The organism is Streptococcus sp. ELY_90, assembly GCF_058314475.1.
The window spans coordinates 116,124-129,123 of the sequence record NZ_JBZFUJ010000002.1 but is presented as its reverse complement, the minus strand read 5'-3'; the positions used below and the strand labels follow the sequence as shown (position 1 = coordinate 129,123).

The 13,000-nt window shown below is 43.2% G+C and carries 14 protein-coding genes; 3 read left to right on the top strand and 11 right to left on the bottom strand.

What is annotated here, in order from left to right:
* Positions 1 to 42: 42 nt before the first annotated feature.
* The 6 genes from AC4HAF_RS02220 to add all read right to left on the bottom strand — a co-directional run bounded on the left by AC4HAF_RS02220 (position 43) and on the right by add (position 5,431).
* Positions 43 to 1,254 (bottom strand): chloride channel protein, encoded by a 1,212-nt coding sequence (locus AC4HAF_RS02220; protein WP_491096485.1) that lies wholly within the window; start codon positions 1,252 to 1,254, stop codon positions 43 to 45.
* Entirely contained in the window at positions 1,238 to 1,528 is a 291-nt protein-coding gene (locus tag AC4HAF_RS02215) for a chorismate mutase (RefSeq protein WP_491096549.1), read from the bottom strand. Before AC4HAF_RS02215 ends, AC4HAF_RS02220 begins: the two co-directional genes overlap by 17 nt.
* A 44-nt stretch (positions 1,529 to 1,572) precedes the next feature.
* Entirely contained in the window at positions 1,573 to 2,250 is a 678-nt protein-coding gene (locus AC4HAF_RS02210; protein WP_491096484.1) for a TVP38/TMEM64 family protein, read from the bottom strand.
* Positions 2,251 to 2,330: 80 nt separating this feature from the next.
* Positions 2,331 to 3,713, bottom strand: coding sequence for a Fe-S cluster assembly protein SufB (gene sufB / locus AC4HAF_RS02205; RefSeq protein ID WP_491096483.1), 1,383 nt, complete (start codon positions 3,711 to 3,713; stop codon positions 2,331 to 2,333).
* Between the two features lie 193 nt (positions 3,714 to 3,906).
* A complete protein-coding gene (locus AC4HAF_RS02200; protein WP_027976377.1) occupies positions 3,907 to 4,350 on the bottom strand; it encodes a flavodoxin in 444 nt (147 codons plus the stop codon).
* Positions 4,351 to 4,384: 34 nt separating this feature from the next.
* Complete coding sequence (add, locus tag AC4HAF_RS02195; protein ID WP_491096482.1) at positions 4,385 to 5,431, bottom strand: adenosine deaminase; 1,047 nt, start codon at positions 5,429 to 5,431, stop codon at positions 4,385 to 4,387.
* Positions 5,432 to 5,541: 110 nt separating this feature from the next.
* Between add and yghU the strand changes: the two genes are divergently transcribed.
* From yghU to AC4HAF_RS02180, 3 genes are all read left to right on the top strand, one after another.
* A complete protein-coding gene (gene yghU / locus AC4HAF_RS02190) occupies positions 5,542 to 6,333 on the top strand; it encodes a glutathione-dependent disulfide-bond oxidoreductase (protein WP_491090829.1) in 792 nt (263 codons plus the stop codon).
* A 202-nt stretch (positions 6,334 to 6,535) separates the two neighbouring features.
* Complete coding sequence (locus AC4HAF_RS02185; RefSeq protein ID WP_491096481.1) at positions 6,536 to 7,477, top strand: DHH family phosphoesterase; 942 nt, start codon at positions 6,536 to 6,538, stop codon at positions 7,475 to 7,477.
* A 231-nt stretch (positions 7,478 to 7,708) separates the two neighbouring features.
* A complete protein-coding gene (locus AC4HAF_RS02180) occupies positions 7,709 to 7,951 on the top strand; it encodes a type B 50S ribosomal protein L31 (protein ID WP_491090831.1) in 243 nt (80 codons plus the stop codon).
* 121 nt (positions 7,952 to 8,072) lie between these two features.
* On the opposite strand, the gene AC4HAF_RS02175 is transcribed toward AC4HAF_RS02180, so the two are convergent.
* The 5 genes from AC4HAF_RS02175 to AC4HAF_RS02155 all read right to left on the bottom strand — a co-directional run bounded on the left by AC4HAF_RS02175 (position 8,073) and on the right by AC4HAF_RS02155 (position 12,999).
* Positions 8,073 to 8,375: a cupin domain-containing protein gene (locus tag AC4HAF_RS02175; RefSeq protein ID WP_491096480.1), complete on the bottom strand. Its 303-nt coding sequence runs from the start codon at positions 8,373 to 8,375 to the stop codon at positions 8,073 to 8,075.
* The gene (locus tag AC4HAF_RS02170; protein WP_491090834.1) at positions 8,368 to 8,715 is read right to left on the bottom strand and encodes a cupin domain-containing protein; all 348 of its coding nucleotides are present in this window, start codon (positions 8,713 to 8,715) and stop codon (positions 8,368 to 8,370) included. Before AC4HAF_RS02170 ends, AC4HAF_RS02175 begins: the two co-directional genes overlap by 8 nt.
* A 90-nt stretch (positions 8,716 to 8,805) precedes the next feature.
* The gene (locus AC4HAF_RS02165) at positions 8,806 to 9,756 is read right to left on the bottom strand and encodes a zinc-binding dehydrogenase (RefSeq protein ID WP_491096479.1); all 951 of its coding nucleotides are present in this window, start codon (positions 9,754 to 9,756) and stop codon (positions 8,806 to 8,808) included.
* Positions 9,757 to 9,916: 160 nt separating this feature from the next.
* A complete protein-coding gene (locus AC4HAF_RS02160) occupies positions 9,917 to 11,440 on the bottom strand; it encodes a metal ABC transporter solute-binding protein, Zn/Mn family (protein WP_491096478.1) in 1,524 nt (507 codons plus the stop codon).
* 161 nt (positions 11,441 to 11,601) lie between these two features.
* Positions 11,602 to 12,999 (bottom strand): C69 family dipeptidase, encoded by a 1,398-nt coding sequence (locus tag AC4HAF_RS02155; RefSeq protein ID WP_491096477.1) that lies wholly within the window; start codon positions 12,997 to 12,999, stop codon positions 11,602 to 11,604.
* Position 13,000 lies beyond the last annotated feature (1 nt).

Sequence of the window (13,000 nt, the reverse complement as noted above, 5' to 3'; positions counted from 1 at the left end):
CCTTTTATAAAGCTGCTAAGTCCTTTGTGCGTTTTTTACATCTTAAGGACTTGCCTTTTGGGCACCGTAAACACTGATGCGTTTTTTAACAATGCTGGCAAAACAAACAACAATAAAAAAATAAGGAATATTGTCAAAGCCAAAAATTTCACCGCCGATAAAGATAGGTGCCAAAAAAGTTCCTGTTCCGCTGCCAAAGACACTGGCATAGCCAAGCGCTGCAACAAAGGCTGCCGGTAAATGAAACAAAGGAGCAAGCACCGCACCAAGGGTTGCTCCAATCGTAAACATTGGCATTACCTCACCGCCCTGATAGCCTGCAGACAGAGTTAAAACCGTCAAAATCAGCTTAAAAATCCAATCGAAAGGATAAACACCGCCGTTCTTTGAAAAGCTGGCAGCAATCAAATCCGTACTCAAGCCAGAATAACGTCCCGCACCCAATACGAGCAATAGCACACTGAGCAGGAGTCCCACAATCGCTATGCGCTGGTAAGGCCTTCTAAAACGTAAAATCAAAGCCAGCTTGGTTCTTCTTAACAAGTAGGCAAACAGCGTTCCTGCCAGGCCAAAGATTATACCCAAAAGGGCAAACTGTATAAACAGCAGAGGATTAAGTTCTATGTTTATCTTGATCAGATGGGTAAATTTTTTCAATCCCAATAAGTGGGATGTGTAGCTGGCGGTGTAAGCAGCCAGACAGGTTGGTAAAAGCGTCGCCAGCTCCAGCCGGCCGATAACAAGCACCTCAAGAGCAAACAGTATCGCTGCTATGGGCGTTTGAAAGAGGCCTGCAAAACCGGCTGCAATTCCGATGATTAAAAAACTTCTCGAGGATTCTTTAAATGAAAAAATGGGAGAGAAGGCATGAGACAAGGCTGCCCCTATCTGGACAGCCACTCCTTCACGGCCGGCACTGCCGCCAAAAAGATGGGTCAGCCAGGTTGAAAAAATCGCTAAAGGCACTAATCTTTTAGGAATAGCCGCCTCCTTTTCATCAGCAACATCAAAAACCAAGCCCATTCCCTTAATACTTTTACCGCCGAAATGATCATAAAGAAAGACGATCAAAAGGCCCGATAAGGGCAAAAAAGGAATGAGGACTAAAAAATGGCTGACTCGAAATGCCGTTAAAGCATTCAAAACAACACCAAACACCATATCAACAACACCGACCAGCAAACCGACAAGAATAGCTGCTGCTGACACCAGCAGCAGACGGCTGTTTTTCTCCCAATCAAGAAAGGCTTTCATCTAAATCCTCTCCTAATGTTTTAATCTGATAGTCTCTTGAATGTTTGAGAATATCAGTAAAAGTCGCCAGAACAGCCGGACGGTAAGCGTCATCGGTCACTAATTCGGCTATTTTTTGCAGCAGGAGCTGCTCACGTTCAGGATCCAGAACTGCCTTGCCGGTTGCTTTTTTATAGGCAGCAACTTGACTGACTAAAGCCATGCGCTTTTCTAAACAAGAGACTAATTCCCTGTCAACAGCATCAATCTGCTCTCTAATATCTTGTAAATCCATCATCTACTCCTTTGCTTCATTATAGCAAAAAAAAGGCCCTGCTTCTAGCTTTTCTTTTGTTCAAAAGCTTTGTAAATAATCAAGCAAACAAGAATAACAGCAGCAATGAAAAGGAGCTGCTTCACATCCCCCAGCATCAGGGCGTGGCCGCCGAAAGCATAGAGAACACTGGTCGGAGTGACACCCAATATCAGGCAAAGCAGCCAGCGCTGCCAGAGCACCTTGGTATCAAGAACTGTATAATCCACTAAAAAAGACGGAATGAAAGGAATCATATAGCCCAATGTTAAAGCCAGATAAGGATTTTTAATCTGTGCCAGCTTATCCAGCCGCTCGTTTAATGTACTGTCTTTTTCTGTCAAATCTATGCGGGCCATGACCCGAATCAGGAAAAAATGCCCCAGCACATTGCCGCTGATATTCATCAAAATACCCAGCCAAGGCCCAAAAACCAGACCGTTAAAAACAGACAGAACTGAACTGGATAAAAAGGGGACGGCAGAGGTCAGGCTGGTTAAAAGTGTTAAAACAACAAAATTCACTATATTTTCTGAACGCAGCTGCTGTTCAAAATCTTTAATGTTTCTTTGAGGATTAAAAAGCAACAGCCACCGATCCCAATACCGATAAAGAATAAAAGCAAGATAGGCAGCCATTATTATCAGACCCAGCCAAAGAAAGAAGCGGCTGATTTGCCTGTATTTGACAGAAAATTTTTTCATAGTTTATTTTTTCTAACAAGACAAATGGAAGAAAGACTGATAAGGCAATCCTTCTTCCATTTCCAGGCTTGCTGCACGCATCAGCCGACAGACCCTTCCATGCTCATGTTGATTAAAGCATTGAGTTCTACTGCGTATTCCATGGGCAGCTCTTTTGTAATCGGATCCATAAAACCGTTGATAATCATGGCAGTAGCCTCTTCTTCGCTGATTCCCCGGCTCATAATATAATAGAGCTGTTCTTCAGAAACCTTGGAAACTTTAGCTTCATGCTCCAGTGAAACATCTGAATTATGGATTTCATTAAAAGGAATGGTATCTGAGCTGGACTCACCGTCCATCAAAATTGTATCACATTCAATATGCGACTTAGAGCCGGTACTGTTCTTGCCAAATTTAACAGTTCCGCGATAGTCTGTTTTACCGCCGTCTTTGGCAACTGATTTTGAGATAAGTGTGCTGGAAGTCTTAGGAGCATTGTGATAAACCTTGCAGCCGGCATCCAAATGCTGGCCGTAATTAGCAAAAGACATAGACAAAACAGAGGTTCTGGCATGCGGACCAGTTAAAATCGAACAAGGGTATTTCATATTGACCTTGCTGCCCAAGTTGCCGTCAATCCATTCCAGAGTGCCGTTTTCTTCAACCGTACCTCTTTCCGTGACCAGATTGTAAACATTGTCAGACCAATTTTGAATAGTCGTGTAGCGAAATGACGCATCGCGCTTAACAATAATTTCCACGGTAGCTGCATGCAGACTGTTGCTGGAATAATTAGGTGCCGTACAGCCTTCAATATACTGAATGGATGCACCTTCTTCAACAATTATAAGAGAACGTTCAAACTGTCCTGCATTTTCACCGTTAATCCGAAAATACGTTTGCACAGGAATCTGGCACTGAACTCCTTTAGGGACATAGATGAACGTTCCGCCGGACCAGACAGCTCCGTTTAAAGCTGCGAATTTGTGCTCAGCCGGCGAGACAACTGTCGCAAAATATTTTTTGACAAGATCAGGATATTTCTGCAGAGCAGTATCTGTATCCGTGAAAATAATCCCTTGCTTTTCAAATTCTTCTTTCATATTGTGGTAAACCACTTCAGACTCATACTGAGCCACCGCTCCGGATAAAAACTGGCGTTCAGCCTCGGGAATTCCCAGACGTTCAAAGGTCTTTTTGATGTCATCAGGAACATCTTCCCAGCTTCTGGAAGGCTTACCGCTTAACTTTTGATAATAGATTACATCTTCAAAATTAATTCCTGACAAATCCGGCCCCCAGCTAGGCATTGGCAGTTTATGGAAGAGCTTTAAACAGCGCAGCCGGTAGTCCAGCATCCACTCAGGCTCATTTTTAATCTCGGAAATATCTCTGACAATTTCCTCAGTTAAGCCTTTGCCGGTCGAATAAAGAGGCTTTATATCATCGTGAAAACCAAAGGCATAATCTCTATTTTTCAATTTCCTTCACCTCACTGTAAAATTTAAAAATCAATGAAAGCGCTCGCTTTCATTTTTCATTATACTCCTTTTTCTATGAAAATTCAGGCATGCGGCTTTCAAATTCTGCACCGCAATCATAAAAAGAGGCAGCAAGCCGCTTCAAGAATCAACAGTTCATTCCTAAACCGGCTCATTGCCTCAGTCTGTCTTATTAGCTGACCTTGCTGGAAATTTCTTCTGCAAAACGCTCCAGATTATCAATGTCTTCATCCTCTGCTGCCAAATCAACTTTGACAGAGTCAGCTCCTTTTGTAGCACCCGTTCCTTCAAAGGCCAGTTCAAAATCATCGACTGATTTGCAAAAATCATCGTAAAACGTATCGCCTGAACCAACAACACCGTAAATTTTGCCTGAAAGGTCAAGGTCTTGCAGATCTTCATAGAAATCTACAATCTCGTCAGGAAGATCGCCGTCACCATACGTATAGCTGGCTACAATTGCAATATCCGCATCCTGAAACTCATCAGCGTCTACTGTCGTACACTCATCCACATCAACTGTGTGTCCTAATTCTTCTAACTTTTGAGCGACAATGTCAGCAATTTCCTCTGTATTTCCCGTCATACTAGCAAAAACAATCTTAGCGAAAGCCATAATTTCCTCCAAAATAATACTGCTGTTTATTATATCACAGTTTCGGGACTTTTAAAATACTTTCACTAAGATAAGGTGCATAGGCAGCCCTTAACGTTTCAAAAAGTTCCTCTTTTTCAGCAGCAGAAGCAAAGGAAGCTTGCAGCGCATTTTGATTGAAGCGGTAAAAATCCGCCAAACTGGTGCCAAAATAATCCGCAAATAATTGGTATTCCCTTGTTAGATTTGTCTGTGAGACCGTCCGGTTATCCGTGTTAATCGTTATCTGAGCACCGGCGTTATAGAGTTCATAGTAAGGAAATTCTGCCAGCGACCGGGCAGCCTTGGTTTGCAAATTGCTGGTCAGGCAGAGTTCTGCTGTTGCTCCTTTTTTAACAAATTCTGCTAAAATGTCGGGATGGTTGTGAATAGCCGTTACATGTCCCAAACGCTTAAGACCAAAGGCAAGAGCTTGAGCGATATGACTGGGACAGCCGCATTCACCGGCATGAAAGGTCATAGGACGTTCCAAATCCTGTGTATAACGAATGAGTTCTTTAATATCTTCCGGCGGAAAATCGTGTTCATTGCCGGCAAAATCAAAACCGCCATACTCCAGACCCTCTGCGCTGTTAATTTGCTTAAAAATAGCCTTGGTCAGCTGCTGAGAAGACTGCCGCATACCGCAGATCAAGGCCTTAGCAACAATGCCAAAGTCAGCCTGAGCCTGTCTCAATCCCTCTTCCACGGCTTCTACTGTCTGAACAGCGCTTAAGCCCTTATCCATAGACAGCTCTGGCGCAAACCGAATTTCAATATAAACAACATGTTCATCAGCTGCCTGCCTGGCTACGTCATAGGCGGCTAAGGCCAGCGCTTCCTTGGTCTGCAGCAGCGGGCGAATAAAGTCAAAGGTTTTTAAATAATCAAGCAGGTTCTCTGAATTCTCAGGAGCCGTTACTAATTTTTTCAGTTCGCTGTCCGACTTCGGCAGCCTTATGTCGGCCATTTCAGCTAATGTTCGAACAGCCTCAAGTGACAGGGAACCATCCAAATGACAGTGCAGCTCTGCTTTTGCTAGTTGGTGCAAGTGATTTTTCATCGTATAACTCCCATTTTACGTATTGCTATCTATCATAACATATTTTAGTTGATTTTATCTTTTTTCTATGCTATATTTTGAAAATATCCCACCAGTTGAAAGGAGAAATCATGTCTCAATATATTCCGCCGAAAGTCTGGTCTGCTGAGGACAGCAGCCAAGGAAGATTTTCCGGCATCAACCGTCCCACTGCCGGCAGCCGATTTGAACAAAAGCTGCCCCAAGGTGACAAACCGCTGCAAGTTTATTCTTTAGGTACACCTAACGGTATCAAGGTTACTATTATGCTGGAAGAACTGCGCGAGCTTGGTATTAAAGCAGCTGATTACGATCTCTTCAAGATCGCCATTATGGACAGTGATCAGTTTGGCTCTGATTTTGTTGCCATTAATCCTAATTCTAAAATTCCTGCTCTCTTGGACAAGTCTGAAAGAAAGCCGGTCCGTGTCTTTGAATCCGGCTCTATCCTGCTTTATCTGGCCGATAAATTTAAACAGCTGATCCCAAAAGACTGGGCACAGCGAACAGAAGTTCTGAATTGGCTCTTTTGGCAAATGGGGGCAGCGCCTTTTGTCGGCGGCGGTTTTGGTCACTTTTTCCACTACGCTCCTGAAAAATTAGAATACCCTATCAATCGTTTCACCATGGAAACCAAGCGGCAGCTGGATTTGCTGGACAAAGAGCTGGCCAATAAGCCCTACATCGCCGGAGAAGACTATACCATTGCCGATATTGCTGTCTGGTCTTGGTATGGGCGCTTAGCACAAGATGCCCTTTACGAGGGAGCTTATGAATTTCTTGCTCTGGATACCTATCCGCACTTGTTAGACTGGACGGAAAAAATTGCTCAGCGTCCGGCTGTCAAGCGGGCTCTTGCGGCAGATTATAAAGCTATCAAGTAAAAAGCCGCCTTAAATGGAGACTCTCAAAAAAAGAGTAAAATACAGTCAGCTCCTCGGAAAAGGCGACTGCTGTTTTACTCTTTTTTATTGTTTTGATTCATTTTGCTGCTTGCCTCTAAAACCTGAAATCTATAGCTGAGTCTGGTTTTTTGTCTCCCTTTCTTTTCTATGTTATAATGGAAAAAAATGAACAGGGGCACCTATGACTACTTTTAAAGATATTTTAGATCAGATTAAAGCATACCAGACAATTATCATTCACCGGCACATGAAACCGGATCCCGATGCACTGGGTAGCCAGGTCGGCTTAAAAGAAATTATTCAGACGAATTTTCCTCAAAAAACTGTTAAAGTAACCGGCTATGATGAGCCTACTCTGGACTGGCTGGCCCGAATGGACGAGGTCGCCGATGATGATTACAAAGGTGCGCTTGTTATTGTGGCTGACACCGCTAACCGCCCCCGGATTGATGACAGCCGCTATTCAACAGGCGACTTTTTAATAAAAATTGACCATCACCCGGATGAAGACTTTTATGGTGATTTGTCCTATGTTGATACAAAAGCCTCCAGCGCCAGCGAGATTGTCACTGACTTCGCTCTGCAAAATCAGCTGGAGCTCTCTGCTCAGGCAGCACGTCTCCTCTATGCCGGCATTGTCGGTGACACAGGACGTTTCCTCTACCCTGCAACCACATCAAAAACATTAAAGATTGCAAGCCATCTGCTTCAATACGACTTTGATTTTGCGGCTTTGGCACGGCAGATGGATTCCTTCCCTTACAAGATTGCAAGGCTTTTGGCCTATGTTTTTGAAAATCTTGACATCGATGAGCAGGGCGCAGCTCGCATTGTTTTAAGTCAGGATCTGCTCAAGGCCTTTAATCTGACAGATGCGGAAACATCAGCCATTGTCTCTGCTCCGGGGAAAATCGAAACTGTTCAGGTCTGGGCTATCTTTGTTGAGCAGCCGGACGGACATTACCGTGTCAGACTTCGCAGTAAATCCGCTGTTATCAACGAAGTTGCCAAGAGACATGCCGGAGGCGGGCATCCCTTAGCAAGCGGTGCTAATTCTTACAGCACAGCAGAAAACGATCAAATCTATCAGGAACTGCAAGACCTCCTTAAAACTTCAAAATAAATCTATCATTTGCCTTAAATCAGCAAGGGCTGATGAAAAAGTGTGTGAGCGGATATTTGCCGGCAGGCGTCTTACAATGAGCAGCAAAAGACTAACGTCGTACTGCCACATTCTATTTTCATGCAAAAAAATGGATAAAAGTCTTGTCAAATCATGCTTTATCTGATAAACTAGAGAAGTTAGATTAACTATGGCTCAAAGTGGGCTATGGCAGAAAGGAAATTTTTTAAAATGAGAAAAGATATTCATCCTGAATACCATCCGGTTGTCTTTATGGATACGTCAACTGGTTATCAGTTCCTTAGTGGTTCAACTAAGACTTCAAACGAAACTGTTGAGTTTGAAGGTGAAACTTATCCGCTTATTCGTGTGGAAATTTCATCTGACTCACATCCCTTCTACACCGGACGTCAAAAATTCACTCAGGCAGACGGACGTGTCGATCGTTTCAACAAAAAATACGGTCTCAAATAAACAAATCTATTTGCACTATTGCAGTATGACTAAAAAATCCTTTCGGAATTCCGAGAGGATTTTTTTGATCCCTTGCTTGCTGCAAGGATTCTCTTTTAATCATGCTTTTTAATGGCCTCTGTCATAGTTCGATCTGCAGGATTTTACTGTTTTCAAGCGCATAGAGATTATGAACCTGACCAGCAGCAATACTCAGCATTCCTTGGGCACCAAGCCGGTATTTTTCACCTGCTGTTTCAACCTGAAGGCTGCCCTCCAAAACCTGAATCAGCTTAGTCAGAGTGCCAGACTCGTTGCTGACGGACTCGCCTGCAGCCATGGCATAGAGTGTTATGGGTCTATCAACAGCCAATTTTCTGCTTAAGGACCGGCTGGCAATTTGACCGTCATGGTATTTGATAAGATTAGAAAGATTATCAATCATGATTCACCTCAGGTTTGACAACAACCAAGAGCATTTGGAAAGCTTCCTTGGCATAGAGGCTGTGCGGAATATCTGCCGGCATGATGATGGTCTGTCCGGCCGCTGCTTCAAAAACATCACTGCCGATAGTGATTTCTGCCAAACCGCTTAAAACGTTAACCATGGCATCACCCGGCGATGTATGGCGGCTGATTTCCTGATCCTTGTCCAGTGAGAAAAGCGTCATCCCCAGATCTTCTCTTTGTACCAATGTTTTACTGAGTATCTGCTCCTCTTCAACCGGAACTTCTTTCTTTAAATCTAACACCTTACCACGTTCAAGTTTTTCAATATAAGCCATCTTCTTCCCTTTCTTTTGCAGCCAGTCTCTCGTCAGTGTCATAAACTGCAGGAACAAAACCTGAGCTGCCTTTTTTCAAGCCTAAAGCTCTTAATTTAAAACAACAACTTTGCCAAAACCCGCTGTGCTTTCGATATAAGCATGAGCCTTGCTGATTTCTTCTAGTTTGAAAACTTTTTCAACACGAATAGGAACTTGGAAGTCAGCCACATAATCCAGCATTTCCTGCAGCCTTTCTCGATCAACATCACCGGAATAAAAACTTGTCAGATAACTATTATGCTTTAATTCCATAATGGGATCAAAGTCCTCCAAATACCAGCGGCCGCCCAGCTGACCGTTGGAACAGACAATTCCCTGCTCTTTAATATGATCAAAGGAATCTTTAACGGAGGCGGGGCCAACTAATTCTAAAATTTTATCAAAGGTCAAATCCGTCTGCAAGATATTGTTTTCATCCAGAATAATTCCATCATAGCCTAACTTTAACAGAATATCTTCTTTTTCTAAATGACGGCTGCTGCCAAAAACCTTATTTTGCGGAAACTGTGCCTTAATCAGACCAAGCATGGCTAAGCCGACACCAGATGATGCTCCCCGTATCAGAGTTACATCTCCTGCCTTAATCTGCAAGTTTTTAAAAGCACCGTAGGCAGTGTAGTAGGTTTCAGGCAGGGCAGCTAATTTTTCTAAGGGCAAATCCGTTTTAACAGGATAAATCTGCTCATCGGGCAAAAGGGTATACTCGGCATAGGAACCATCAAAATCACGTCCCATCTCCCCCATGATAGAAATGATCTGCTGACCAGTCTTCAGATGAGGAGAGCTGGTTTTGACAACCTCTCCGATACATTCAATGCCTAAAACTCTGGGAAAGCTGACACTGGGAGACAGCCCCTGCCTTGTAAAAATTTCCGAATGGTTGATACCAAAGCCTAAAACCTTGATAAGACTCCATCCTTCTTTGACTTCGGGAAGCGGTCTTTCCTCGATGACAAAAGCATCCGGACCGCCAGCTTTATAAACAACTGCTGCTTTCATAAAGACTCCTTTCTGATTACTGTTATTATAAGAAATAGCAGGATGATTTGCAAACCTTTACTCGTTTAAACAGCAATCAAGAGTTATTATTTCCGGGCGGCTCACAAAAAAGCACCAGCTGATCTTAAGAACATCTGATGCTTTGTTTTTCAAACTGTCTTTAGTGAGCCACAATTTCCTGAGCGATTTCCCGGCCGTTTAGCTTACTTGGATAGTAGGTCGGCCAGTTTTCCATTTCTTTCAGGAGTTGTTCTTGACTGTCATTTCCCCAGAAAAGGTGGAAATGCTCTGCTTTTTGAGGTTTGATGCCGTGGTCGCTGAACTGGATATATTTAAAGGAACCGGCATTTTTTGCTTTGCTTTCAAAGAGATAGCGAACACCCCGATTGCCTTTTGCATAGCTGAGAATCTTGCAGCCGACATACTTATAGGTGTACTTGTATTCCTTGCCTTTTTGCGTAAAAGCAACTGTATTTGCCTTACCGTCAATAACAATCTTGTCAACGTCCGTTTTATAGCCTTTAGTATAGTACTCCTTGTATTCCTGGGCAGTCATATCCTTTTTAGACTTGGCCTTATAATCCCAGACACTGTCCAAGCTGCCGTCTTTTAGATAAGGATAAACAGACTGCCACTTGCCCGTCCAATCAGAAAGCTTTCGATCTGTCACATCCTTATCCTTAAAGTAACCATCAGCGACAGTCTTGCTGTCATCTGTTTCCGGCTTAATAATTTTTCCGGCTGTATCAGTCGTCTTTTGGAGAGCTTTTAGGTTGCGCCGCATAACTGAAAAATAATCTTCGCCCTCTGCCATCTGCTTTTTCGTCAGGCTTTCAAGAGGGCTCAGTACAGCCGTTTTTACCCCAGCTTCATCGGCTAAGGTCTTAGAAACTGCTGAGGATGCATTTTCTTCGAAATAAATATAGTCAATCCCATATTTTTTGACATATTTGGACAAATCAGCCAAACGCTTGGCTGACGGTTCAGATTCTGCTGTCAGACCGGTGATGGGAATTTGTGTCAGATTATAGTCAAGAGCTAAATAACCAAATGCAGCATGCTGTGTTACAAAAGATTTTTGCTGCGCCTTGCTAAGAGTGTCACTGTACTCTTTATCCAAAGCCTTTACTTTTTTGATATAAGCGGCAGCATTTTTCTTAAAAATCTTGGCCTTATCAGGAAATTCCTTTGCGAGGTCATCACGGATATTTTCTACCAAGTCAACGGTCCGTTTAGGTGACAGCCAAACGTGAGGATCATAAGCGTGATGGTGACCTTCATGACCGTGTTCATGGTCTCCTTCTTCTGTTCCTGGTGCTAAAATCATATTAGCAGTCGCCTCGATAAAGGGTACTTTCTCAGTATTAACAGATTTTTTAACCGACTTAACCCAAGATTCCATGCTGTCTGAGTCATAGACAAAGGCGTCAGCATCCTGAATTTTGCTAATATCTCTGGTTGATGGTTCAAAATCATGAACCTCTGTTCCCGCTTTAATCAAAAGAGAGACCTGCCCTTGATTGCCGACGATATTTTTTGTAAATTCATACATGGGATAAAAGGTTGTAACAACATCTATTTTGCCATCGGTTTTCCTGCTCTTTTCCTGTCCTATTAAAAATGCGACAGAAGCTACCATGATAGCAACGAGAAGTGAAACGATGATAAGCGGTTTTTTCTTCATGTGAATCTCCTTTTGTTAACCAGTTAATTATTTACTGGTTAAGTATATCATATTTAAAAAATTTTGCAAGCTTTAAAATTATTATTTTTTACCAACGGTGAAAATCGTGGAAAAAACAAAAAGCAGGGCACTTACTTGGAGTTTCCCTGCTCATTTTACCATCAGTCGCTGACACCGTAACGGTTGGTCATCAGATTGCTGGCATCAAAAAGAATTTTTTGAAGAAGAAGCTGGGTTTCAGCCTCAATAAAATCACTCATCGCTTGATTTTCTGCTTCTAAATCAACGGTTTCCCCTGCTTGCAAAGCTCTGTCAACACGGCCGATCATGGCGTGGCCTTTGGCCATGGTCTTCTCAGCATAGGCTTCCAGATCCGACTCGTGCTTATGGTAATGAGGATCAGCAAGGGCAGCAATCAACCGGTTGGCCCAATAAAAATTATCGGCAGAGACCTTATCGCTGGTATTGGCAAAATAAGTTGGCGTTTTTGCAATCTGCGTAAAGAAAGGAACCATGGTATTAAAAGGCATAGAGCCGTAAGAAAGCCATTGGATTCCTTGAGTCGGCTGAGGCTTATCAGGCCTTATCTGCAGCAAAGCGGTCTGGCTGGTACGATTAATGCCAATGGTTCGAAAAGCTGTTCGGCTGACGCGATCGCCTTCAGCTCCGTAAGGATCAAAGGCTGTATCTTGATAATGATTGCTCAGGACATATTTAATATCTTCAACGGTAATCTTGCGATAGGGCTTTTGCGACCAGGGAATGAAGAAACTGCGAGGTTCCTGTGCGATTTCAGGATTTAGAAATCGCTGCATGGCCCAGGCACGGGGCGTATTGTAGTGTCTGTCTTTATCCTTTTGACTGCCAAAGGCATGGCGGGGATTAAAATGCTCATTGGAATAGGTCAAATCCAGATAATTGTCGTCGATAAAGTCTCTCAGATCGCTAGAAAAAAGGTAATCCTCCGGATTATTAAATTCAAAATAATCAATCCCCAGCTGGTTAGGATTAGTCACATAGCAATCATCCGGAACACGGCGCGCAATCCAGTAATGGCCGCCAACCGTCTCCATCCACCAAATCTCTTCTGCATCTGAAAAAGCAAGGCCATTTGATTCATAGGTGCCGTACTCCTCTAAAATTTTTCCCAATCGTTCCACACCTTCACGAGCTGAGTGAATATAAGGCAGTACCAAGGTCAGCATGTCTTCTTCGCCAATGCCTGACTCAACTAAGGGGTCTGCTCCCAATACACGGCTGTTTGTCGTGATGGTTTCGGTTGCACTCATGGCGACATTCATCTCATTGATACCTGCTTCTCCCCAAATTCCATCTTTATCTAATGCATTAGGAACAGAGGTATAGGACAAAGGATTATCCGGCAGATCCAGAGTAAAAGAGGATAAAACGGACTGGTAATGTCTGGGCTGCTTTTGCGGACTGATCACTTCAAACTTTTTAGGGCAAAAATCACCGCTTTGTGAATCTTCGGTTCTGGCAATCATAGTAGAGCCGTCATAACTGGCTTTTTTTCCGACGAGAATCGTTGTACAGGTCACT